Raw genomic sequence first — 25454 nt, forward strand, 5'->3', positions numbered from 1 at the left:
CAAAAGCAAACAACCATGTTACACCATATAAAATCAATACGGAAGTACAGTTTCGTGCTCATTGCAGGCGCTTTAGCGCTCACATCCTGCGAAAAAGACTTCACCAACCCCGGAGCAGCAACCGAGGCTCAGGTGCTCAACAGCCCCGATGGGCTCATAGGCCTTACCGTAGGCATTCAAAAACGCTGGAGCGTAGGGCGGCAGAGCCCGGTCTACACTACCGTAACAGCAGCCGGGTTTTCTACTTTTGAGCTTAGGCTCATCAACCCCGGCAACAGCGAAGAGAATGAACTATCCTTGGGCAAAGCCGAGCTGACAGGCACGAATGGCGTAGTATCTCGCCTGTGGGAAGAATCCCTTCTCGTGAGGCAGGAAGCGGGCCAAGTCCTAGCCAACGCGGAGAAAGTGCCCGATGCCGGTATCCGCGCCGGCCTCATTGCCTATGCCAGTATTTTCAAAGCCCTCGCCAACGGGACCATCGCGCAGTTTTTTGAACAAGCGCCTCTGGAAAATGGGGAGAACGCCACTTTCAGCTCTAGGGCAGCTGTGCTAGAAGAAGCCATCGCCACGCTGGAATCTGCACGCGCCACCATCAACAGTACGCCGGTATCTGCTGCTTTTCTGGACAAAACACCAGCCAGTATAGATGCTGCCAATACGATTGATGCCCTCCTTGCCCGTTACCATAACATGCTCGGGAACCACGAAGAGGCCATCACTGCCGCCAACCGGGTAGACCCTTCGTCTGCTTCGACCTTTGCCTACGACGCCGTCAATACCAACCCGATCGCTTTTGTGTCTATCCTGACCAACAACGTATACCAGCCGGTAGACCTGGGCCTGGGGCTGCCTTCCGGGCTTGCGCCAGATGCTTCCGACCAGCGGCTGCCGTTTTACTTCCAAGACCTGATGCCAGAGGCCAATGACTTCCGCGCTGCAGCCTTTTGGGACGGCGCAACGAAAGCCATCCCGGTTTACTTGCCTGGAGAAATGGACCTGATCAGGGCGGAGGCCCATGCCCGGTCCAACCGCATTGACGAAGCTGTAGCCGCCCTGAATGCTGTTCTGACCAAACTGCCATCTGAAGATGCCTTTGGGGTGGGCGCTGGGCTTGCGCCTTACAGTGGCCCAATGACACAAGAGGCTGTACTGGAAGCCATCTACGCAAACCGCTGCATAGAGCTGATGATGTCTGGCCTCCGCCTTGAGGACAGCCGCCGGTTCGGCCGGCCAGCGCCCGATGCAGATGGGGAAGAGCGCAACCGCAACTTTTACCCTTATCCGGACAGCGAGCGGGCAAACAACCCAAACACACCTCCAGACCCTGCCATTTGAGGCAAATGATAAAGGCTTGACCTGACCTGAATCTGTACTAGTGAGTGTTACTGGGCCTGCCTGCCCCGCTTGGGAAAAGCCGGCAGGCCCGTTTTTCATCCCCGCCTACCCTCAACCTGAACTATGCCTGTATCAATCATCGTTGCCGTAATTTTTGGGTACTTCCTCATGCTGATCGGCATCTCCTGGCTGACATCAAGGCAAGCCGACGCAGCAAGCTTTTACACTGCCAACCGGCAATCGCCCTGGTACTTGGTCGCTTTTGGGATGATAGGGGCAACCTTATCGGGCGTCACATTTATCTCCCTCCCGGGCGAAGTGGGCAACAGCCAATTCTCTTATTTCCAGCTGGTGCTGGGGTATATCCCAGGCTACCTTACCGTCATCTTTATACTGCTCCCGCTTTACTACAAACTACAGTTGATCACCATATATACCTATCTGGAAGAACGCTTCGGATACTGGGCGTACAAAATGGGGTCCTTTTATTTTATCCTTTCCCGCACCATAGGTGCTGCCTTCCGCTTATTTCTGGTAGCTGGCGTCTTGCAGATTGCCGTCTTTGATGCCCTTGGCATCCCCTTCGCACTGACGGTGGTCGTAGCCATTGGGCTGATCTGGCTGTACACCTTCCGGGGCGGCATAAAAACCATTGTCATTACCGATACCTTACAGACCTTTTTCATTTTGGCTGCGGTCGGCACCTCGGTCATGGCTGCCGCTCAGGCATTAGAGCTGTCTTGGTGGGAAATACCAGGTGCAGTGCGGGAAAGCGCTTATTCGCAAACTTGGTTTTGGGACGACACCGGCAACCACTTCTTCAAGCAGTTCTTTGCAGGCATGTTCATTGCCATCGTCATGACAGGGCTGGACCAGGATATGATGCAAAAAAACCTGACCTGCCGCAACCTCGCAGAAGCTCAAAAAAACATGCTCTGGTTCACCGGGGCCCTCGTCCTCGTAAACCTCCTGTTCCTTGGCCTTGGCGCCCTGCTCTACCTGTACGCTGAGGCCGAAGGCATCCCTATGCCAGAAAGGACAGACGACCTGTTCCCTATCCTCGCATTGGAACACTTCCCTATGGCGGCAGCCATTTTCTTCCTGCTGGGCATTACCGCCGCCGCGTATTCCAGCGCAGACTCCGCCCTTACTTCCCTAACGACTACCTTCTGCGTAGACTTCCTGGGCATAAAGCCTGGGGAAAAAGAAAATGAAAAAGCCATCCGGCTTAAAGTACACGCAGGCTTTTCTGTAGCCTTGTTCCTCATCATCCTGCTTTTTCATTTCATCAACGATGACAGTGTGATCAGCGGGGTATTTACCGCTGCCGGCTATACTTACGGCCCCCTGCTAGGGCTTTTCGCCTGTGGCCTGTTTACCCAATGGAAGCCCAAAGACAAATGGATCCCCCTTGTATGCCTGGCTTCGCCCCTAATGGCCTACTCCATCAGTTGGCTGGCCGGGGCATGGCTGGGCTATAATTTTGGTTTTGAAATTTTGATTTTAAACGGCTCACTAACATTAGCCGGGCTGGGGCTCATCAGCCTCAGCCCCTCTCCTAACCCAAGCGCCCCCCATGTATGACCCTATCTTGAACACTTGGAAAAAGAATGCCCTGCCTTGGGCCAAGACGGTAGAAAATGGCGACCTGCCTTCCCGGCAACTAGGGACCGATCAGGCCATCTGTTCGGCCATTGAAAATGCTGCGCCCAAGGCTGTGCTCGATATGGGATGTGGGGAGGGTTGGCTTTGCAGGGCATTGGCAGCCAAAGGCTATCAGGTACTCGGGGTGGATGGAGCGCCCGGGCTCATTGAACGCGCTAAGGCAAAAGGCGGAGCCCGGTACGTATGTACCTCTTTTGATGCCTTCCCCCAATACCTCAAACTAGACGTGGGTGTACAGGCCGATGTAGCCGTGTTCAACTTTTCCTTGTTCGACGGGGACAACCCTACCCTGCAGTTGTTGCAAGCCGTCCGAACCGTACTGCCCCCAGGCGGGCAGCTGTTTATACAGACTATCCACCCCGGGTACCCTGTCGACGGGGAGAGCGGGGCTGACCGATGGATCACCGAAAATTGGTCGGGCATGAAGGAAACCTTTGAAGGGAGCTACCGATGGTATTTCCGGAGCTTAGAGAGCTGGCAGGCCCTGATCCTGAAAGCTGGCTTCCACCGCTTCAATGCCCAGCCGGTAGCGCTGCCAGGGCAGGCCCAGCCAATTTCTGCTATCCTTTCAGCTTACGTTGGCGAGCGCCCATAATGTCAATCCTCTTTCGGCAAAAAGCCATCCACCTGCTGATAAGCGGCAATTACGGCCCGCTCACCTTCTTCCCCTTCCCCAGAGCTGCCGTGCTCCATGCCGATAATACCGCCGTAGCCTTTTTCATGCAGATATTTGAAGACATTCAGGAAGTTGACTTCCCCAGTCGTCGGCTCTTTCCTGCCAGGGTTATCGCCCACCTGTATGTACGCGACCTCCCCCCAACAGGCTTCCAGGTTCGGCAAAATATTGCCCTCCTGTATCTGTTGGTGATAGACATCAAAAAGGATTTTGCAGGCAGGGCTGCCCACGGCCTGGCAAATCTGGAAAGCTTGGGCGGCCTTGGTGAGGAATTGCCCCGGGTGGTCCCTAAAATTTAAAGGCTCCAGTACCATCACCAGCCCATGCGGCGCTAAGATATCAGCGGCCCGCTTCAGGGTTTCAACCACTCTAGAAGTCTGATAGCCCATGTCCTGCCGAAGATCAAGGTGGCCAGGCACTACGGTCATCCAAGTTGCATTGACCCGTTTAGCGACCTCCACGCTTTCTTTGACCTCAGCGAGGAACTGCTCGTGCCTGGCGCTGTCAGCGCTGGCCAGGCAAGGCTCATCCCAAAATATCGTATGAGCTACAAAAACCCCCATCTGCATGCCCCGGTCAAGCAGCGCTTTGGCTATGGCCTCCTGCAGGGCAAGCGGGCGTTTTTTCATTTCATTGTCTTCAAACCCACGGAAGCCCTGATCGGCCATAAAGTGGATCTGAGCGATAGGGTCCCCACCGGCCAGAGACTCGAACATCCCGAGGTGGGGGGCATAATTCAAGTTGAAAGCGGCATTGGGAGATAGCGGGCGCTCAGCAAATGGGGCTGCCAGGAAAGCACTCGTGCCCAAACCAGCACTGTAGAGGAAGTTTCGCCTGTCCATGTTCTCGATTTTCGCCGAAAAGATAAGAATTCCCCCGAGTTTTAACAGACCTTGTTTATCTTTCCCGGCAATACAGCAGCAATGATATCTCAACCAATATTCCTCATAGGGTTTATGGGCACGGGCAAATCGTATACCGGCCGGCAATTGTCTGAGCTGACCGGGCTCCCCTTTACCGATTTGGACGATTATGTGGAAGCACAGGAACAACAGCCCATAGCTGAAATATTCCGCTTGGCTGGGGAAAGCCGCTTCCGCGAAATAGAAGCTGCCGCGTTGCGCACGCTCGGCCATCGCCCGCAGGTTGTCGCCTGTGGCGGCGGCACCCCCTGTTATCATGGCAATATGGACTGGATGAACGAACACGGGCTAACGGTCTACCTGAAAGCCAGCCCGGAGCTCCTGACCAGCCGCCTCAAATCAGAGGCCGCCCACCGGCCTTTGCTCAGCGGGCTCAGCGAAGGGGAGCTTGAGCCATTTATCGCTCAGAAGCTGGCCGAGCGTTCGGCAGACTATGAAAAGGCCAGCTTGGTCATAGCCCAGGAAGGCTTGCCTGATCCTGCGGCTTTTCTGGCAGCCCATCTTCAGAACATCATTGGGCATTAAATTGAACGTTATGCATGCAGGGATCGATTACGGTAGCAAACTTGCCGGCACTACAGCCATTTGCTGGGCGGAAAACCACAAGATCCGTTTCGGGCAGAGCCAGAAGAAGAAAGATGCAGACCAGTTCATTCAAGACTGGGCAGCCGGCCACAGCCCTAAGCACATTTATATCGATGCGCCATTGAGCCTTCCCGGGGTCTACACCTCCATAGCCGGATGTAGCGATTATTTTTACCGCGCAGCCGATAAAGCCCTGAATGCCATGTCGCCCATGTTCTTGGGCGGGCTTACCGCAAGGGCGATGCGGATGAAACAGCAGCTGCAGGACAACGGTATTGAGGTATGGGAAGCTTATCCTGGCGGGCTCGCCCGGCAGCTGCCCCTCGACGCCGGGCGCTATAAAAAAGACAACGCCTACCTGCCCGCCGCAAGCCTTGTGCTTGCTGAGCTCACAGGCCTTGAAATGCCGGAGCCCCCGAAAAACTGGCATCAGTTCGACGCCGGCCTGGCTTTTCTCATTGGGCAACGCCGATTAAACGGCACAGCTGAGCCATTTGGACAGGAAGCAGAAGGGTTCATTTGGGTTTGACCGCTGCTGGCCGGGCGTGAACCAAATTGTCGCAGGCGTTTATGCTTTCCGAGCTTTAGGCTGGCATTGGCCTAGCGCTGCGAAGGGGTGCGAAGCCCGATAGGGCCGAGCGGACAGCGAGCCCCGTAGCATAGCGGCACCTGCCCGCTGGCAGGGGCAGGCCCCCATCCTTTCGGAAGGGGCAGGCCCTATCCCAAAAAAAAAACGACAATCTGGTTTGCGCCCTGCAGGCCTGGCCCTCCTGAGCAAGCGGCCGCCGTTTTGCAGTCCTGCGCAAATCCGTTAGCTTTGACAGCAGGCAACTGCTTCAACCATACCGAATGGCAATAGACATCACCATCCCGTTTTACACCTTCCGGCTGCGGCTCGCCACCGGAGGGGCGCTCATGACCCCCCTACAAGACCATCGCATAGCGCGCATCCAACAGCAGGCCGCAGCGATCGCCGAGGAGTATGCGGAGGCTTTCCAAAAGCAAGTCCTCAACAAAGGGCAATTGCAGGATCTGCTGAGCGCATTGCCCAAAGGGGATTTCCTTAAAGCACAGATCAGCGTTGCTTTCCCACAAGCAGCTGACCAAATGAGCTTCCCGGCTTTCAGCCTCGACTTCGACTACTACTACAACCTCAACGAGGAGGGCGCTGCCGTTTGGGCTATTGTCCCAACAATAGGCCTACAGGTGTACATCCAGAAAACAGAACTGCTGGAACAACAGCTCAGAGAAGCCATCACACTGGACTTTGCCAGAAAAAGGCGCCTGCAATCCGTACAAGAAATAGTCAGTGCCATCTGGTACGACTCCGCTGAGCTACAACGGCAGGAAGTATCCCTAAAAGCCCCTGCCCCCAAAGACCTTGAAAAACTCAGCAAAGAGCAGGAAGATCAGCTGCTGCCAAAGGCCGCCCGCCTCCTGTCCGAAAACCTGCCCGCTTGCTATGAGCGGGAGAAAGAGCTGGGCGAACTGGCACGTGCCTTAAAAAGCAGTTTCCAGCGCAATGCGATTGTCGTAGGCCCTTCTGGCACTGGCAAAACGGCCTTGGTTTGGGAGCTCGCCCGGCGCAAAGCTGCCCTCAAACTGAAGATTGAAATCTGGGAGGCCACTGCCTCTGGCCTGATCAAAGAGCTCATGCGCGATACCGGCTGGCAGGACAACCTCTCCCTCTTGTGCCAGGAGCTGAAAGGGACACATCACGTACTGTTTGTCCGCAACCTGCTAGATCTATTCGAGGTCGGCAAATACGAAGGGAACAGCATCAGTATTGGAGATTACCTGACGCCCTATCTGAGCGCAGGCGAAATCACCATTATAGGCGAATGCACCACAGAGGAGCTCGCCCGCATAGAAATGCGCAGCCCGGGCTACCTGTCTCATTTTCAGCAGATACAACTACAGGAACCATCCGGCAATGCGCTCAACCGCATCATCAGCCAAAGGGCAGAGGAGATGGTCAGGGGCAAGCCTATACAGATTGCGCCCGATGCCATACAGGAATCTATACGCCTCAACCAACGGTTCAGCCCCTACGATGGGCTCCCGGGCCGCCCTATCCGCTTCTTGGAAAACCTGCTTTTGCTACATCAGCCACAGCATACAGAGCGGAAGGCCGCAGCCGGGGCATCGGCCATAGACCGAACCGCTGTCATCCGTCAGTTTGTAGAAGAAACGGGCATGCCGCAATTTATGGTAGACCCTGCTTTGCCGATGGCCCCCAAAGAGGTCATGCAGCGCTTCAACAATCAGGTGTTCGGGCAGGAGGAAGCCGTAAACCGGATAACGGGCGTGCTGGCCACCGTCAAGACCGCGCTCTCCCGGACAGGGAAGCCGATTGCCTCTCTCCTATTTGTGGGGCCTACAGGAGTAGGCAAAACCGAACTCGCCAAACAGCTGGCCTCCTTCATGTTCGGGGATACCGAGCGGATGACCCGCTTCGACATGAGCGAATTTTCGACCCCCTATGCCGTACAACGGCTTACAGGCATCAGCGCTGCACAGGAGGGGCTGCTGACCTCTGCCGTCCGCAAAAACCCGTTTGGCCTATTGCTGTTTGACGAAATCGAAAAAGCAGATGCCTCCTTCTTTGACCTGCTGCTGCAAGTCTTGAGCGAAGGCCGGCTAACGGACAGTCAGAGCAAGCTCGTCAACTTCTGTAGCACCATCATCATCATGACTTCCAATGTTGGGGCCAGTAACCTCAACCTCAACCCCATCGGCTGGCAACAACAACTAGACGACAACAGTGTGAAGGCGCATTTTATCAACGAGGTGCAAAAATATTTCCGGCCAGAATTGTTCAACCGCATAGACCAGGTCGTCCCCTTTGCCCCCCTCGACCCCCTCACCATACGCTATGTCGTAGAACGAGAGATCGAAGCCTTGCGGAAAAGAGAAGGCATCCGGTACCGGCGCATGAACCTCCTGATCAGCCCGGAAGTCTATGAACACCTTGCGGTAAAAGGCTATCACCGGCAATACGGGGCAAGGCACCTGCAGCGAACGCTCCGTCAAGAGCTGCTTATCCCCTTGGCCCGGGCGCTCAATGCAGAAGACCCCGACGACCAGCTCGAAGTCTGTGCCTCACTCGAAGAGGGCCAAGTAAAAGTCACCGCCAAAGCAGACCCGCTCGGGCTCGACCTCTTGCTGGAAGAGTATACCAAAATTGCATGTACCGACCATGCTGGCAGCCTTCGGCGGCAGGTTGACCAATTGCGGGAGGGCAATGCTTTTGTCCGGCTCCTCAGCGAAATAGACCTGATGAAACAGGGCCGCAAGCGCAAAGGGAAAGCCTTTTGGAAGGATACGGAAAAAGCCAACCGCTATGGGCAGCTTACCGATATGCAAGCTCAGGTGCAAGTACTCTGGGAAGCGCTAGAACAGGTGGAGCTGAAGTTTGCACGCTCTTGCCTGGGGATTTTACCGTACGACCCCACTTGGAACGACCACCTTGACGAATTGGAGCAAGAGCTCTACCAGCAAAAAATCAGGCTTTTCGCTACCCTCAAGCCAGAGCAAAACCAATGCCTGATGTCCATCTATGGGCAAGCCCCCAGCCAGGCACTTGAATTTTACCGCGCGTTGTTCCAGTACAAAGGGTACTCGTTCACGCTTTCGGCCCTATGGGCAAGGTGGGAAGCCCGGCAGCTCGACATCATCGCTACGCCTCTCCCCAGTGACATCTCTTTTGCCCATATCCTGCCTGAAGAAAAAGGGGACAGCCTCCTCGGCCTTAGGGCTCACATTACAGGGCATGGCGTGCTCTCTTACTTCAGCCATGAAAGCGGCAAACAGCGTTGGAGCCTCAACCCGGATGCCCCTGAAGACTGTATCATAACAGCAGATTCCGTTTTTGCAGAGCTGCCCGAAGGGCTCGGGCGCCGCAATTTATTTACCGCTTTCCACCCACAGCGCATAACCACCTCAAATCAATTCAAAGATAACTACCTTGGCATCAACCGGGAATATCAAGACCTGCAGCAGCTCCTAGCGCTTGTCGCAGATGAGCTCGACTCCCGTTTCGCCTCGGAAATACAAGCCTTTTTATTATGACAAAGTTGATGACTAAACTTTTGCTGGCCAGCACCCTGGCCCTCTTCTGCTCTGCCTATGCTCAGGCACAGGGGCCCAATGCCTCATCGTCCCTGAACTATTACTGGGTCTCTTTTACAGACAAAACCGGCACCCCCTACTCCATTGATGCCCCTGAAGCGTTTTTGTCCCCCCGGGCCATCCAAAAACGCGAGCGGCTTAATATTGAGGTGACCGCTGCCGACTTCCCCCCAAACCCCGCTTACCTGGAAGGGCTGAAAGCTCAGGGAGCCCGGGTACACCACCGCTCCCGCTGGCTGAATGCTGCCACCGTGGCCTGCGACTCTGCCACTGCTGCGGCGCTATTGGCCCTAGACTATGTACAAACCGTAAACTACGTCGGGAAATACAGCGGCCAAAAAGGCCCCGGCGTCAAGCCGCTGAAAGGGATGGCCAAGCTGGGCAGCGAAATCAAACCCGACGAATACTACGGCTACGGTGCCCAGCAAATTAAGCTGATCAATGGCGACAGCCTGCACCAAATGGGCTTTGACGGCAGCGGGGTGCTCGTGGCGGTCCTCGATGGCGGTTTTACGGGAGTAGACCAAAGCCCGTTCTTCGATTCCCTCAGGGCCAACGAGCAGCTCTTGCCCGCAGTAGATATTGTAGACATGGACGATGTGGCCTGGGAATCGAGCAGCCACGGCACCAAAGTCCTCTCTTGCATGGGCGCTAACCGTCCGGGGCTGCTTGTAGGCACTGCGCCCGGGGCTACTTATATCTGCATCAAGACCGAAGAGACCCGCAGCGAAACGCTTACAGAAGAATGCCATTGGGTGGCCGGGATAGAATATGCTGACAGCCTGGGCGCTGATGTGGTCAACTCTTCCCTTGGTTATACCCAGTTTGATGAAAATGAAATGAACTATACCCTTACTGACCTGAACGGCCGGAAGTCGGTTGCGAGCCAAGCGGCTGATATAGCGGCCAGCAAAGGGATGCTGGTCGTAACTAGTGCCGGCAACGAAGGCAGCAGCGCCTGGCGTGGGCTCGGCGTCCCTGCAGATGCTGCCGGCGCACTGTCTATTGGGGCAACCACCCTTGATGGGCGCAGGGCTTCCTTCAGCTCTTACGGGCCCACCGCCGACCGCCGCATCAAGCCTGATGTCTCCGCACCTGGCGCTTGGGTGACCCTAGCAGACGCTAGGAATTACCAGGTGACCATGGGCTCTGGCACCTCTTTCGCATCGCCAATTACGGCCGGCATGGTGGCCTGCCTGCGGCAGGCATTCCCTACGGCCTCTGTGGAGGAGATCTACGATGCCGTCCGGAACAGCAGCAGCCAAGCGGATGTGCCAGACGCTTCTATCGGATATGGCATACCTGACTTCGTAAAGGCCTACCACCTCCTAAAGGAAGCTGATAAGCCACGCCCCTGATGCGACTTGACCCAAAACCTGCTGCCTTAGCAGGCAGCAGGTTTTGGGTTTTTAGCGCAGCCTGCCTGCCCTATGCCTGCAAAATACCCTGAGGGATGGCATTGATCAACATCCGCGTATAATCGGCTTTCGGAGCATTGTACAGCTCATCGCTCAGCCCTTCCTCTACAATCTTCCCCTGGTTCATGACAATCATGCGGTCGCTCATGAACTTTACAACGGAAAGGTCGTGCGAGATAAAAATATAGGTGAACTTGTAACGCTCCCTCAGGTCCATCAGCAAATTGAGCACCTGTGCCTGTACAGAGACATCCAAAGCTGAAACTGATTCATCACAAATGATGAACCGGGGGCTCAAAGCAAGGGCCCGTGCTATGGCTATCCGCTGCCGCTGCCCTCCAGAAAACTCATGCGGGTAACGCTGAAAATGGGATGGCTCCAGGCTGACGGTCTCCAAAAGGTGCAGGGCCCGGTCTCGGCGCTCCACGTTGTTGCCGTAAAGCCCATGCACCTCCATGGGCTCCATTATAGCCCGCCCTATGGTCATTCTCGGGTTTAAGGAAGCATAGGGGTCCTGAAAGATAATCTGCATTTCCTGCCGCAGTGCTTTCCAGTCGTCGGGGTGGCGGCCCACCAGCTCCTGTCCTTTGTACCTGATGCTCCCTTCCCTGACCGGCGCCAGCCCTAGCAAGCTGCGGCCAAGCGTGGTCTTCCCACAGCCCGATTCCCCCACCAAGCCTAAGGTTTCTCCTGGGCGCACTTGAAAGGAAACCCCATCCACAGCTTTGATGTATGATTTGGGCTGCCCCCAAAAGGTACGGCCCGCCGGGAACCAAGTCTTCAGCCCTTCCACTTCCAAAATAGGAGGGCGGGAAGACAGCCCCTTCTCCCGCCGGCGCTGTTCCGCTGCCGTGATGCGGGCCCCCTTGAGCAACTGCCCCATATCAGTATCCTTTGCGACTACCGCTACCGTCCCGTCTGCTGTGGTTTGTGCCCCAATGAAATCGGCAACCACTGGCAAGCGGCGCACCCGGTAATTCAGAGGGGGGCGGCAAGCCAGCAAACTCTTGGTATATGGGTGCTTAGGGGCACGGAACAGCTCGTCAACAGGCCCCTGCTCCACAATCTCCCCTTTGTACATGACCATGACACGGTCTGCGATTTCAGCGACAACCCCCAGATCGTGAGAAATAAAAATCACAGAAGCCTTTTTCGCTACTTTCAGGCGCTGCATCAACTCCAAGATGGCTTTTTGCACCGTCACGTCAAGTGCCGTGGTGGGCTCATCGGCAATAAGGACACCGGGGCCGCAGCTCATCGCCATCGCAATCATCACGCGCTGCTTCTGCCCGCCCGACAGCTGGTGCGGATAAGCTTTGAAAATACGTTTGGGGTCAGGCAGCTGCACTTCCTCCAACAGCTCCATCGCCCTCGTTTTCGCTTCTGCTTTGCTGAGCCCCAAGTGGTGCACCATCCCCTCTATCACCTGATCGCCACAACGATATACCGGGTTGAGGGAAGACATTGGCTCCTGAAAGATCATAGCCAGCTCCTTGCCCCGGTATGACCTCATCTCCTTACGGGGCAGCTGCAGCAAGTCCACAGGATGCTCCTGGCCTGCCTTATGGTAAAGGACCTCCCCTCCCGTGATCTGCCCAGGCTGAGGGATCAGGCGCATGAGCGAAAGGGCAGTAACGGACTTGCCAGAACCTGACTCCCCAACAATGCCGAGTGTCTCTCCCCTGTTCAGGAAAAAACTCACTCCTCTTACAGCATTCACCGCAGCCTGTTCAGACAGAAATGTAGTTTCCAGTTGGTTTACGGTAAGTAATCGTTCCTCCATTGTACGGGTGCTGTTGATTTTCCTGTTTCGGTATACCGGCTAAGATACACCATAATCCCCGGAAAGCCTTGCGGCAAGGGCAGCAGCTCCCTGCCCTTTTTTTGGGGCTTCCCCCTGCCGCACGGCAGGGGGCGCTACGCTTTGGGGCTCGCTATCCGCTCGGCCCTATCGGGCTTGCCACCCCGCCGCATCGCTAAGCCGGGCAACAGCAAAAAAGCAGGAAAAACCTTCTAGCCGGTTGCCGAAAGGCTTGTGCTTCCTTCGCCTCCTTTTGCCCCCCCGGCAGGCGATGCCTCCCTGCCATTTTCACCTCCTCCAACCCTGATCCCGCCCGGATGAGCAGAGCCATCAAAGCCCTGCACCATGCTGCCCTGATTTCCCCTATCAAGCTGCAAGACATCTCAAGGAATTGCAGGCTGTAGAGCACATCGCTACCATTCCCTGCATTGAATTTGTACTTTTGCACTAGCCTTGATGCATCGGGCCAATATAGTGGAAAAAATAAGCTGTTTTCAACCACGCGCCGGCATCTTTCAGGAGCTTTGCCCAAGCTGAGTGCCTGGAAGAAAGTGTAGCGGAGCAAGCAAAGAGCCATTTCAACCCTGCAATGCCCCCGGCACATCAAGGCTAGTGTACCATCCCCTAAAAATAAAACAGATATGCGCCTTTTCCTCCTTCTATTGATGATAGGCTACTTGTTGCCAGCCGCCTCCGCTCAGGACAGCCTAAACTTAAGCGCTACCGGCCGTTGGGAAGACCCCACCCTGCCTGCTGCAAGCGGCATCCGCTACAATGACGTATGGGGCTATACCGATAGCTTAGGCCAGGAATATGGCATCGTCGGCTCTGCCGGGTTCACCTTGTTCCTTCAGCTCGACGGGCCCACAGGCATAAGGGAAGTCGCCCGCTTTGATGAAGGCTTCAACAGTATCTGGAGAGACTACAAGACTTTCGGGCATTATGCTTACGGCACAGCCGATCAGGGCAACGCCGGGCTGATCATTTACGACCTTTCCGCCCTCCCAGACACCGTAACCCAAGTCTATTCCTCCAATGAGGTGTTCAGCAGAGCCCACAACCTTTTTGTGGATGAGGCCCAGGGCAGGCTCTATGTCGCCGGCTCCAACACCCGGGCCAACGGCGTCATTATTTACGACTTGAACGCAGACCCCGCCAACCCGGTGCTCCTCGGTGACCCTGTATTGCCAGCAGGTGGCTACATACACGACATCTTCGTCAAAAACCATACCGCCTACTGTTCCCATGGCACTTCCGGGCTAGCCGTATACGACTTGTCCGATGCCGCCCAGCCGGTTACCCTTGGCACCCTGACCAGCTATCCCGAACAAGGCTACAACCACTCCAGCTGGCTTTCGGAAGATGATCAACTGCTGGTATTTGCCGATGAGACCTTTGGCCGCAGCCTGAAAGCTGTGGATATGGCCAATGTGCAAGAGATGGAAGTGACCGATCTGTTCAAGTCCGAGATGCTGGCCCCGGAGCACACCAATTCTATTGCTCACAACCCTTTTATCCGGGGGCAGTATGCGGTGGTATCTTATTACCACGAAGGCGTACAAGTCTTTGACTTGTCTGACCCCAATGACGTGCAGCGGTTTGCATGGTACGACACCTACCCGCAAAATACCGATTACCAGGGGTTCCGCGGCTGCTGGGGCGTTTACCCCTTTCTGCCCTCAGGCCGGATTATCGCGACCGACATCTCTAATGGTTTTTTCATTCTGGAGCCGCAGGGCTGGAGCTTTGACCCTCCTGCCCCCGTTGTGCAGGCCACGCTTTCGGTTGCTGGCGACACCCTGCTCTGCCCTGGCGACAGCCTTCAGCTTTTTGCGGCCTCCACTGGAGAAGGCTGGGCCTGGGAAAAAGATGGGCAAGAGGTCGAAGGCGCCGGAGATACGCTTTGGATATCGACTGCCGGCAGCTACCGCTACGCCAATAATTCAGGGACATTCCCCGTGTATTCTGACACCCTCAACGTAAGCCTGGCAGCGGCCCCTACAGCAGTAGTGCCCACAGCACCCGCTTTTTGCCCTGGCGACACCCTCACGGCACCCGCTTCCGGCAACTACGACTTGCTGCTGCTCTCCCATGGGGCCACTGGCTTTACAGACAGCCTGCTACAAGGGAGCCCGTTGCTTTTCCCTGCCCCAGGCGTTTATTTCCCAACCGCCTTCCTTGGCGCTTGCCGCCAAAACCTGGACAGCATCGTTGTCACCGTAGCAGCAGAGGCAGTAGCCCCAGAAGCCCAGCCGTTTACCCCTCCCCTGTGCGAAGGGGATGACCTCCTTATCCATATCCCGGGCAGCGGGAGCTACAGCTATTTCCTTGGGCAAGACACGGTTGCCCTGGACACCGGCCTGTTAGCCCTGCCCGCTGATGAGTATTGGATAAGCGCTTCCAACGGACAGTGCGAAACCGAGTTCATGCTGGGCGAAACGCCTGCCCCTCTTCCCGTTCCAGAGCTGCTGCTGCAGGATGGCGTACTGGCCTGCACCTTCGTGAGCTCGGTCAACTACATTTGGGTCTTCAATGGCGAACGGGTGGATACAACAGCAGAGGCTACCTATCCTGTTGTCGAAAATGGGGTTTACCAGGTAGGGGTATTTAACGAGTTCTCCTGCCTCGGCTTTTCTGCCCCGTTGGAAGTAATGGTCAACGCTGCCTCTAGCGAATCGCCCAATACGGAAGCCCTCATGCTTTACCCCAACCCTTCAAATGGGCTGCTGTATGTGCAGCCAGAGAGCCATGTCGGCCAGATATCGCTTTACAGCCTTTCCGGCCAGCTGCTCAGGCAGTATGACCGCCCTGCACTGCCCCTGCAGCTTGCCCAGCTTGCCCAAGGGGCTTACATCGTCCGGGTGAAGCTGCAGTCAGGAGAGGAGGTCAGGAAACTGTGGCATAAACATTAGGGAGTATCGATTGGGGACAGCGCAACGCAGCAAGTACAAACCAGGCTACCGCATTTTTAAAAAAATGAAATACATCCGTTTTGACGATCCGCACCGGCAGAAGCATTTCGACTTTTTCAACCGCATGTCCTCCCCCCACTTCAGCCTGACCGCACCCTTAGATATTACAAAATGGCTGCACAGCCTGAAGGCCCAAGGGCTGCCGTTTACCCCGGCAATGGCCTATCTCTTGGCTAGCGCTGCCAACGAGATCCCCGCCTTCAGGTGGCGGATCCGCGGGCAGTCGGTCGTTGAACATGAGCAGGTCAGCCCATCCTTTACGGTGCAGACAGCAGCCTCCTCTGTATTCAGCTTTTGCACAGTCGAGTACCACCCTTCCCCACGGGCTTTCCTGCGCAGGGCACAACAACAAATGGCAGCTGTGCAGGAAAACCCCTCCTTTGAAGACGAGCCCGGCAGGGATGACTTCCTGTTCCTCTCTTCTATACCCTGGGTGGCTTTCACTCAAATACAGCATGCAATGCAAAGCCCTGCCGATTCTGTGCCCCGCATCGCCTGGGGGAAATACTTGGCACAGGATAGCGGGAAAGTCATCATGCCGGTATCCGTACAAGCTCATCATGCGGTGGTAGATGGGCAGGATATGGGGCAGTTTTTTGAAATTTTAGCCGCCAGCTTTGCACAAGAAGCTAGTTTTTAACACCTTTTGAAAAAAAATGTACACAATGCGGAGCCGTCAAAAATTCGGGATCCCCTCCCCACGCCGTTAAGTCTACCGGAAATTGTGCTCAAGGTGCTAATTTGTTCTAAATCAAAGTCAAATCCCCATTCTTGCCTTCCTGCCCGCCTTACAATCTGATGTTCTTTCCTTTGATAATCAATTGACTATGTTTTTTCTTTGTTGTAGCTTTGCACCTTAGTGTGAGGAAAACACTAACAAAGTGCAACTGTACCGCTAAAACAAAAGGTACACTAGCCCATTAAAAACTAATCAACCATGCTTAAGAAACAGTACCTGAAAAGCAAACCAGCTTGTAAAGTGACCTTCACCCTGCCTGTAGAAGCTGCCGAAGGCGCAAAAGAAGTAAAAGTCCTTGGAGATTTCAACAATTGGAGCTGGGAGGAAGGCCTGACGATGAAGGCGTCCAAAGCTGAGTACAAAGCCGTTGCCGAGCTCGAAGCCGGGCAGCAGTACCAATTCCGCTACATGATTGACAAGGCGTACTGGAAAAACGATTACCAAGCTGACGCCTACGTCCCATCTCCTTACGGTGGCACCGATAATTCTCTTCTTGTGCTCGACCCCATCGAAGTAGCGGCTCCTGCAACCGAGCAAAAAGCGGCTCCTGCAAAAAAAGCAGCCCCTAAAAAAGCAGCAGCAAAAAGCACCACGGCTGCCACAGCTAAGGCACAGCCTAAAGCTGCCAAAGACGACTTGAAAAAGCTGGAAGGCATTGGCCCTAAAATTGCCGGGCTGCTCACCGATGCAGGTTTTGCGACTTTCACCGACCTCGCCAAAGCTAAGCCGGCAGCCTTGAAAGCCGTGCTTGAAGCTGCAGGCCCTCGCTATAAAATGCATGATTCCGCCACCTGGACAGAGCAGGCCAAACTGGCTGCCAAAGGGGCTTGGGATGAGCTGTCCGCTCTCCAGAAAGAGCTTAAAGGCGGTAAGCGCAAGAAGTAAACAGCGCACAACGGATGCGCATATCATAAAGAAGCCCCCCTGCCGGCTCTAGCTTGGGAGGGGGGCTTCTTTGTCTTGAGCGATAAAAAAGGGCGCTTATCAGTCAAACAACGACAAAGGCAGCTTCGCAACTCGTTCCTGATAGGCTTTGTAGGGCCCCTGCAGGAAGGCGTCCACCTGTTCCAGCACTTTATCCGTCTGAGCACGGGCCTGATTGAGCATCAGTTGCCCCATACTGCTGAGCTGGCCATCCTCTGCGTACAAATACCCCCGTACTCCGTAGAGCGCATTGTTCAGCTGATCGGTAGAACGGCGAATGCCCTTGAAATCGTCCGGCAGCATATAAAGCTCTTCGAGCTGGTCCAAGGATTTCATCAGCTCCTTGCCCATCTTTTTGACCTCCTTCTGCGTACTGTCCGGAGCGGTTTCCAGCAGGGTGTTTACCCGGCCGATCCCTTTCCGGGCTTCCCGCAGCTTTCCAAACCCGGCTGCAGCCTCTTCTACGATGCGGTAATAAGCCTCGTAGGCCGCGGCCTCTGCTTGCAGGTCTTGCACTGCGGTCTCCACCCGTGGGTCTGCTCTGACCGCAACTTCCGCCTGGCCTGAATAATCCCCACAAGTTATGTAAAGGGTATAAATGCCCGGTGGGACCCGCGCGCCACGGGGCGGGTCATCATCTGCTTTAGCATCCCTCCTGCTCGGATAAGCCACACCATTAGCGCGCAGATCCCAAGAGATGCGCTGCAGCCCGCGCTCTGCTTTTTCTGTAAAGGCCCTTATACTATCCCCCTGCTCATTGCGCACCACCACCTTTATTTTATCGGACAGGGCAGGCTGCTGCTGCTCATCTGCATTGGCTTCCGTCTCCTCTTCCCCCTCTGCAGGCTTCAGCCAAAGCGAGACCATGGCTTCTGGGCTTCGGTTTTGGCCAATGAACTCTGCATCAGCGGGGAAATGGGAGCCCTGATAAGACTTGAAATTCGCCAGATAAGCATCCGGTGCAGGAAATACATGCAGGGTGTCCTCCAATACCTTGCCCGCTGAACGGGCTATAGCCTGTAAAGGGCGGGTATCATCGAGGATATAGGCTGAACGCCCAAAAGTCCCAATGATGAGGTCTTTCTCCCGAGGGTGGATTTTCAAGTCTGCCACAGGAGTGCTCGGGAAGCCCTCCTCCCATTTTTGCCATTGCTGCCCCTTATCTAAGCTAAAATACAAACCGTAATCCGTGCCCAGCCAAAGCAGCGATGGGGCATCGGGGTCTTGTACAATTGACCACACATGCCCGTTTACCTGCTCCTCGCTCACGATGCGGGTAAAGGATGCCCCAAAATCCTCCGTATGGAAAACCATGGGCCGCCAATCGTTGCGGCGGTAATCATTGACGACCACGAAGGCTTCCCCCGCGTTTGCGGCAGATACTTCAATCTGTGGTATCCAACTGCCTGGCCTGGCCCCTTTGAGCTTGCCAGCCAAGTTGGACCAAGTTTTGCCCCCATCCCTTGTCAACTGCAGGTTGCCATCATCTGTACCTACCCAGATGACTTGTTCATCTACCGGGCTAGGGGCAATAGCGAGGATGGTGGTATAATTCTCCGCCCGGGTATCATCTATGGTCAGCCCACCGCTCTCAAACTGCCGCTGTTTAGTGGTGTCATTGGTAGTCAGGTCAGGGGAGATGATTTCCCAGGACAAGCCGCAGTCGTTGCTCTTATGTACAAACTGGCTGCCGAAATAGACGCCACAACTGCTGAAGGGGTCCTGTGCAATGGCAGCGTTCCAATTGAAACGCAATTGCAGCCCATCTGGGTGGACCGGCTTCACAAAACGGCTTTTGCCCGTTTCCCTATCGATAAATGAAACGTTGCCGCCTTGCGACATGGCATAAACGTAGCGGTTGTCGTCTGGCTTGAACACCACGTCAAACCCATCGCCAAAGTAAACCTCCTGCCAGTCTGTGTTCTGAATGCCGCCACGTTCCCATACGGAGCTTGGCCCTACCCAAGACCCATTGTCCTGCATGCCGCCGGCTACGTTATAAGGGTAATCCATATCGTAGCTGATGTGATAAAACTGGGCCAGCGGGAGGTTTTGCACAAACCGCCAGCTCTCGCCCCCATCGTGGCTGATGTTGAGCCCGCCGTCATTGCCTTCGATCATATAGTCTGGATTGGCAGGGTGTACCCAGAAAGCATGGTGGTCGGGGTGGGTGCCGCGCCCGAACGGCTCGAAGGTTTTTCCGCCATCTTCGCTTTTGGACATATAGGACCAAAGGTTGAACACGCGGTTTTCGTTCAGGGGGTCCACGAAGATGTCAGCATAGTAAAAAGGGCGGTTCCCAATGTTTTTATCGGCAGCCAGTTTCCAGGTGAAACCCCCATCTGTAGATTTATATAGCCCGTTCTCTTTGGCCTCTACGAGGGCATAAACGATATTAGTCTTGGAAGGGGCAATGGCCAGGCCAATACGCCCCAAGTCGCCCTTGGGCAGCCCATCTTCCGCTGTACGTGCTTCCCAATTATCGCCGCCATCGTAGGATACATAGATGCCGGAGCTACTGCCCCCAGAGTTGAAAAACCAAGGTTGGCGGCCGTACTCCCACATCGCAGCTATCAGTTTATTCGGGTTGGAAGGGTCAACCACCAGGTCAGCGCAGCCTGTTCCCGGCCCAACATACAGGACTTTCTCCCAGGTTGCTCCTCCATCCTGCGTACGGAATACGCCGCGCTCCTCGTTTTCGCCCCATGCAGAGCCCAATGCCGCTACATAAACGGTGTTGGGGTCGTCTTTATGGATGATGATCCGGTGGATGGTACGGGTCGCTTCAAGGCCCATACGGGACCAGGTTTTGCCACCGTCAATTGATTTGAATATCCCCTCCCCGCTATTGTGCGAATTTCGAGGGTTGCCTTCGCCCGTGCCCACCCAGATTTCGTCAGGGTTGTTTTGGTTGATGGCTAGTGCGCCAATCGACTGTACAGGTTGGGTATCGAATATGGGCTCCCAAGATATACCGCCGCTTTTGGACCGCCATACCCCGCCGGAAGCGGTCCCGATATAAATCACATTAGGCTGGCTGTTGATGACATCTATTGTAGTCACCCTCCCGCTCATCCCAGCTGGCCCAATGCTACGGGGCGACATGCCCTTGAAGTGTTCTAAATCGATTTGCTGTGCATTGGCGGAACACAGCGACAGGACAAAAGCGGCTACCGCCCACCCAATTTTCTTAAGCATAGTTTACAATTTTGTTTTTCCAATACTAACGGCCGTGAACCAAAAGGTCGCGGGCACTTGTACTTTTCAGGCTTTAGGCTGGCATTGGCCTAGCGCTGCGCAGGGGTGGCCGAAGGCCAGACCCGAGGCCTGTAGGGCGAGGGGCCGAGCGGACAGCGAGCCCCGTAGCATAGCGGCACCTGCCGGCTGGCAGGGGCAGGCCCCATCAAAAAAAAACGACAATCTGGCTTGCGCCTAATGTTAACTATGCCCTAAAATAAACCATATAACCTGCCTGTGCTGTATGCGAAGCCTTTGAATTTGGGGCAGCCCTGTAAAAAAAAGTGATTTAGCATTTTCAGCCCCCTCTAGCAGGCACATCAAGTGCTGTAACGGGCGTAAACGTGTACATCAAGCAGCTGCCCATTTTTCCGGGCTGCCCGCCGGCTCACCCCCTCTTTTTCAAAACCGGCTTTTTCCAATACCCTGCGGGAGGCTGGGTTGTACTCGAATACGTTGGCAAAAACACGGGAGACCTCTGCTTTTTCGAGTGCATAGGCCGTCACCAATTTGACAGCCTCTGTACTGATGCCTTGCCCCCAAAAGGGCTCGCCCAGCCAGTAGCCCAATTCTACGCTAGCCCGGTACACATCTTCTTTAAACAATAAGCTGATTACCCCACTGACCTGCCCTTCTACTTCTATCCCGAACACGGCTTCCTCCCCCGACTGCCTGGCAAATGTGATAAAACGGGCTGCATCTGCCCGAGTATAAGGCTGGGGAAAGCGGTCCATCAGGTTGCGGGCGATCTTAGGGTTGTTCGCCAACCGGCTAAGGCTTTCTTCATCCCCTGGCCGGAGCGGGCGCAGCCTAAACCTTGAGCCATATAAGATAGTGGCCCCTGCCGCATAGGCGGGGCGCTCGGTGGGGTTCAATAACCGGGGCAGCCGCCTGATGTCCTCTAAAACAGGAAAAGCATACTCCATGAGGATGTCCGTGTTGACCTCTTCGTGCTGCCAGGTGGTGTGGAACGGGATGTGCACCGCTTGCCCGCCGGCATCTATGACTGGCAGGACATCTGATTTGACGGAGTTGCCGATCATCAGCACTTCAGCAGGAGCAATCCCCAAGCGTTGAAACACCTCCTTATAAGCCGTACGGTTTTTCTCCGAAACCACTTCAACATGGGTGAAGTACCCCGCTAGCCCAGAACGGGCTACTTTAGACTCCTGATCGAACAGATCGCCCTTGGTAATGATGATGAGATTATAGTGCGGCTGCAGCGCTTTCAGCACCTCCTCCACACCATCCAAAACTTCAATGGGGTAGCTGATCATATCCTTGCCCATCTGTAAGATAGATGCTACCGCAGCGGCAGGCAGCGCTTTCCCGGCCAGCTCCAGGGCCGTCTCCATCATCGATAGCGTAAACCCCTTTACACCATACCCAAATAGAGATAGATTCCTGCGCTCGACTTCATAAATGCGCTGATCGAAATCGATATCGCCTACATAGTCCAGGAGCAGGTCTTTCAGGCGCTGCTCGGTGTGCCGGAAAATAGGCTCGTTGACCCAGAGGGTGTCATCCGCATCAAAAGCCAGAGTGCGGATCTGTTCATTTGCTATCATATTTTATTTTTACCCCTCTTATAGCGCTTGCAGAGCCCCGATGCTGAGTGGGCAGAAGTGCCGTCCTCCGCTCCGCCTCATTGGCCATTATCGCCTACCCGGCCTATCAGCCGGATCTCCGTCCTGCGGTTTTGTTGGTGCATCCACTCTGGGCAGTCTACCCCATCCTCGCAGTCGTTGGTGAGCTGAGACTCTCCGTAACCGGTGGCCACGAGGCGCCCCCGGTCTATGCCTTCACCTGCCAAATACCTTACAATGGCATCTGCCCTGCGCTGACTGAGCCGGCGGTTGTCCTCAGCCTCTCCATTAGCGTCGGTATGGGAGCTGATCTCAATGATGATATCGGGGTTGCGGAGCATCAGGTCTCTCAGTTTAAACAGCTCTGGCACAGAGGCTTTTTGGACGCTGGAGCGGCCAACATCGTAGTAAACATTCAGCCTGTAAGCATTAGCCCCTCCGGGAGTTGATTTGCCGGGCTTGCTCCGCTCGAAACCTGCGAAGACATCTTCTTCTGCAGGTGCTTGAGGCTCGTAAACAGGTGGTGCAGGCTGATCAGCACGGGCAGGCGGTGCTTTCTTATCCGGTATAGATACCGCCGTGCCCGCTTCGGGCTGTAAGAAAAGGTTCAGAAAATGGTCATTGGGGTTCTGCCCTGTACAGACCGGCTCTTCTGCCCGGTTTTCATAAAACCCTTCCAGAGAGGCCATAATATCATAACAGCAATTAGAGGACAGGTCAATGCTGAACAGCCCTCGGCGGTCGGTATGTGCTATAGCAGGCGTACGGCACTCTGCACTGCTGGCCCTCACCATAACAGATTCAAGAGGGCGGCCGGTTGAGCGGTCAAAGACAACGCCTTTCAAGCGGTGAGGGATATCAGGCTTAAGGGCCATAGCCAGAAACAAAGTATCTGCGCTTACCTCAATCTCTTCGGGGCAAAGCTCTAGGGCTTTATCAAAAAAGCCAGGGTGTACCCCTCTAAGGGTAAGGCACTCCTGCAGCCGGACCGTCACTTTGCCCGCAGCGTTAGTGAACAGGGAGTCTTGGCTAGACTCATTGACGACCACTGCGTCCTGAAGGGGCAAGCCAGTGCTCAGGTCCAGGACATCGATAACCGCCAACTTCCCGCTCATCCGGAAATGATAGATATCATCGCCTCCTGCCCCGCCGTCCCGGTTGGAAGAAAAATAGCCTTCTTGTGCAGATGGCATCCAAGTGAGGCCAAAATCATCCGCAGATGAATTGAAAGGCGCCCCCAAATTTGCAGGGCGTTCCCAAAGCCCATTATCCCCTTCGTTCACCTCAAACAGATCGAGGCCGCCAAGGCCGATGTGCCCGTCTGAAGCAAAAAACAGCGCCCCGTCTTCAGCCAAGCAAGGGTAAAGCTCATCGCCTGCCGTATTGACCTGTGGCCCAAGGTTGACAGGCTCGGCCCACTTTGCGCCAGCCCTTACGCTCAAGTAAATGTCTTTGCCGCCAAAACCGCCGGGCCTGTCTGAGGAAAAATACAGCCGGCTGCCGTCGGCAGAAACAGCCGGGTGCGCGACGGAGTACTCATCGCTGCTGAACGGCAGCGTCTCCACAGAGCTCCAATCCCCTTGGGGCAACAGCCTTCCGCTTGCGATTTCCAGCCCCCGGGCAGCCTCCTGCCCCCTTTTGGCTTTCACAAAACGGGTACGGGTATAAAAAACTTCATCCCCTGCTGCGTTGAACGCAGCCGTGCCCTCATCGCCTGGGCTACCGGGCACTATCGAAAAAAGAGCGGCCTCCTTCAGCCCCCCTTCCTGCCCACTCCGGGACAGGTACAGCTTAACTGCAGGCCGGCCCTCTTCTGTAGGCTGGCGGTCGCTAGAAAAGACCAAGCCTTCCGGATGGCAAACTGGCGCAAAATCATTGTAAGCCGTATTCAGCGGCAGCATGGTAATGGACACTTCCCCTTTCCGGCCACGCTCCAAGCGTTCTTGTGTCGCACAAGCATCAGCCAGATCTATCTTTCGGGGATCGTATGGGCGCAGCTTAAGGAACTCATCGAACCAATGCTGGGCCGCAGCACAGCGCTCCGTGCGCAGCAAGGACAGCCCAAGCTGTAGGCGATGCTCAGGCGTACTTTCCTCCAGCCCTACTACGAGGGCAAACCAATTGGCCGCTTTGGCGTAATCCCCTTGATAGAAATAGGCTTCCGCCAATCTTATCTTGGCTGCGGGCACGTCTTCCCGTTTGAGGATATCATGGTATAGCGGGATGCTAGCCGGGTAGTTACCCGCCGAAAAGTATTCGTTTGCTTTATCCAGCTTCGTAGCCTGACCGAAAGACTGCGAGCAGCAGCTGTAAAGCAATAGCAAGATTACGGTCAAATTTCTCATAGTTCCAGGGTTAAATCGGTTTGGGCGGCCGGCTTGCCATAAAGGTAGCTGTGCACATTTGTTTTTCCAAAACCAGCGGTTGCGGCTAGCCCCAATGATCTAGCACACCTTAAGCTTAGGCGGCCTAGTTTTCTATGGGTTTATCCGGTTGGGCGCTTCGGTAGCATGAGCAGCTGTTTCTGGTTTATTTTTACGCTAAAAAGAAAAATCAGTTTCGTATGTTGTCCACCTAAAAGGGCCTTGAAAGCTGCTAAGGCGGCCCCGAACTGCCCGTAAAATACCTTAACTTTCTGGCATGAAAACCATCTCAGCGCTTTATTCCTATCCCATCAAGGGCCTTGCCGGCATTTCTTTGGAGGAAGCCCCCCTGGGCCCACGCGGGCTACTGCATGACCGCAGGTGGATGCTTACCGATATGAAAGGCAATTTCCTTTCCCAACGTAAACTGCCCGGAATGGCGCTGATACAAGTGGCTTTTTCGAAGGATGGGCTAATGGTCTCGCACCGGAAATTTCAGGGCGAACCGCTTACCGTACCCCTGCCGGCAATGGAGGAAAAAGGGCTCGCCCCGGTTAAGATATGGGAAGATGTATGTGGTGCACTGACCTACCCAGATCACATCAACAGTTGGTTCAGTGATATGCTGGGCACATTCTGCCGCCTCGCCTACCTCCCCGATTTCAGCGTACGGCCTTTGCCGGACCGTTATGGGAAAGCCGGCGAACAAGTCGGATTTGCCGACAGCTGCCCGCTCCTAATCGCTGGCGAAGCATCCCTGCTCGACCTGAACAGCCACCTTCCTGAGCCTGTCCCCATGAGCCGCTTCCGCCCAAATATTGTGTTTACCGGGGGTACAGCTTTTGAAGAGGACCATTGGGGGGAGTTCCATATCCGCAATGCCAGCTTACGGGGCATCCGCAAATGTGCCCGCTGCCAAGTCGTCAATATCGATCAGGATACGGCTTACAAATACAAGGAGCCCCTGGCAACCCTGAGCCAATACCGGCAAGAAGGGAACGCTGTCTATTTTGGGCTGCACGCTACCCTGCTTCCCGGGCAGCAGGGCGATTTCACCCTACGGGTGGGAGATGAAATCAGCCTTCTTTAGTGGCGATAG

At 55.2% G+C, this 25454-nt stretch carries 16 protein-coding genes; 11 read left to right on the top strand and 5 right to left on the bottom strand.

Annotation, left to right across the window (positions count from 1 at the left end):
• Positions 1 to 15 precede the first annotated feature (15 nt).
• From FRY97_RS06505 to FRY97_RS06515, 3 genes are all read left to right on the top strand, one after another.
• Positions 16 to 1335, top strand: coding sequence for a RagB/SusD family nutrient uptake outer membrane protein (locus FRY97_RS06505; protein WP_147166639.1), 1320 nt, complete (start codon positions 16 to 18; stop codon positions 1333 to 1335).
• Between the two features lie 123 nt (positions 1336 to 1458).
• A complete protein-coding gene (locus tag FRY97_RS06510; protein ID WP_147166640.1) occupies positions 1459 to 2919 on the top strand; it encodes a sodium:solute symporter in 1461 nt (486 codons plus the stop codon).
• A complete protein-coding gene (locus tag FRY97_RS06515) occupies positions 2912 to 3595 on the top strand; it encodes a class I SAM-dependent methyltransferase (RefSeq protein ID WP_147166641.1) in 684 nt (227 codons plus the stop codon). The genes FRY97_RS06510 and FRY97_RS06515 overlap by 8 nt, the downstream gene beginning before the upstream one ends.
• Positions 3596 to 3597: 2 nt before the next feature.
• Here FRY97_RS06515 and FRY97_RS06520 read toward each other — a convergent pair whose 3' ends face one another.
• Positions 3598 to 4518 carry a hydroxypyruvate isomerase family protein gene (locus tag FRY97_RS06520; protein WP_147166642.1) on the bottom strand — a complete coding sequence of 307 codons (921 nt, stop codon included), beginning with the start codon at positions 4516 to 4518 and terminating at the stop codon, positions 3598 to 3600.
• A gap of 81 nt (positions 4519 to 4599) precedes the next feature.
• Between FRY97_RS06520 and FRY97_RS06525 the strand changes: the two genes are divergently transcribed.
• The 4 genes from FRY97_RS06525 to FRY97_RS06540 all read left to right on the top strand — a co-directional run bounded on the left by FRY97_RS06525 (position 4600) and on the right by FRY97_RS06540 (position 10673).
• Positions 4600 to 5124, top strand: coding sequence for a shikimate kinase (locus FRY97_RS06525; RefSeq protein ID WP_147166643.1), 525 nt, complete (start codon positions 4600 to 4602; stop codon positions 5122 to 5124).
• A gap of 10 nt (positions 5125 to 5134) precedes the next feature.
• A complete protein-coding gene (locus FRY97_RS06530; protein WP_147166644.1) occupies positions 5135 to 5713 on the top strand; it encodes a DUF429 domain-containing protein in 579 nt (192 codons plus the stop codon).
• 320 nt (positions 5714 to 6033) lie between these two features.
• Entirely contained in the window at positions 6034 to 9255 is a 3222-nt protein-coding gene (locus FRY97_RS06535; RefSeq protein WP_147166645.1) for an AAA family ATPase, read from the top strand.
• Positions 9252 to 10673: a S8 family serine peptidase gene (locus FRY97_RS06540; protein ID WP_147166646.1), complete on the top strand. Its 1422-nt coding sequence runs from the start codon at positions 9252 to 9254 to the stop codon at positions 10671 to 10673. Before FRY97_RS06535 ends, FRY97_RS06540 begins: the two co-directional genes overlap by 4 nt.
• 70 nt (positions 10674 to 10743) lie before the next feature.
• On the opposite strand, the gene FRY97_RS06545 is transcribed toward FRY97_RS06540, so the two are convergent.
• On the bottom strand, positions 10744 to 12516 hold the full coding sequence (locus FRY97_RS06545) for an ABC transporter ATP-binding protein (protein ID WP_147166647.1): 1773 nt from the start codon (positions 12514 to 12516) through the stop codon (positions 10744 to 10746).
• Positions 12517 to 13175: 659 nt separating this feature from the next.
• Here FRY97_RS06545 and FRY97_RS06550 point away from each other — a divergent pair.
• From FRY97_RS06550 to FRY97_RS06560, 3 genes are all read left to right on the top strand, one after another.
• Positions 13176 to 15446, top strand: coding sequence for a choice-of-anchor B family protein (locus tag FRY97_RS06550; protein WP_147166648.1), 2271 nt, complete (start codon positions 13176 to 13178; stop codon positions 15444 to 15446).
• A 64-nt stretch (positions 15447 to 15510) separates the two neighbouring features.
• On the top strand, positions 15511 to 16146 hold the full coding sequence (locus FRY97_RS06555) for a CatA-like O-acetyltransferase (RefSeq protein ID WP_147166649.1): 636 nt from the start codon (positions 15511 to 15513) through the stop codon (positions 16144 to 16146).
• A gap of 297 nt (positions 16147 to 16443) precedes the next feature.
• Positions 16444 to 17130 (top strand): DUF4332 domain-containing protein, encoded by a 687-nt coding sequence (locus tag FRY97_RS06560; protein WP_211356823.1) that lies wholly within the window; start codon positions 16444 to 16446, stop codon positions 17128 to 17130.
• Between the two features lie 99 nt (positions 17131 to 17229).
• Here the strand turns inward: FRY97_RS06560 and FRY97_RS06565 are convergent, their stop codons facing one another.
• The 3 genes from FRY97_RS06565 to FRY97_RS06575 all read right to left on the bottom strand — a co-directional run bounded on the left by FRY97_RS06565 (position 17230) and on the right by FRY97_RS06575 (position 24337).
• Positions 17230 to 20367, bottom strand: a complete 3138-nt coding sequence (locus FRY97_RS06565) for a WD40/YVTN/BNR-like repeat-containing protein (RefSeq protein ID WP_147166650.1) — start codon at positions 20365 to 20367, stop codon at positions 17230 to 17232.
• A gap of 359 nt (positions 20368 to 20726) precedes the next feature.
• The gene (locus FRY97_RS06570; protein ID WP_147166651.1) at positions 20727 to 21974 is read right to left on the bottom strand and encodes a GNAT family N-acetyltransferase; all 1248 of its coding nucleotides are present in this window, start codon (positions 21972 to 21974) and stop codon (positions 20727 to 20729) included.
• Between the two features lie 77 nt (positions 21975 to 22051).
• Positions 22052 to 24337 (bottom strand): OmpA family protein, encoded by a 2286-nt coding sequence (locus FRY97_RS06575; RefSeq protein ID WP_147166652.1) that lies wholly within the window; start codon positions 24335 to 24337, stop codon positions 22052 to 22054.
• Positions 24338 to 24632: 295 nt separating this feature from the next.
• Between FRY97_RS06575 and FRY97_RS06580 the strand changes: the two genes are divergently transcribed.
• Positions 24633 to 25445 (top strand): MOSC domain-containing protein, encoded by an 813-nt coding sequence (locus FRY97_RS06580; protein WP_147166653.1) that lies wholly within the window; start codon positions 24633 to 24635, stop codon positions 25443 to 25445.
• Positions 25446 to 25454: the final 9 nt, after the last annotated feature.

The sequence above is a fragment of the Phaeodactylibacter luteus genome (genome assembly GCF_007993045.1).
Classification (GTDB): Bacteria; Bacteroidota; Bacteroidia; order Chitinophagales; family Saprospiraceae; genus Phaeodactylibacter; species Phaeodactylibacter luteus.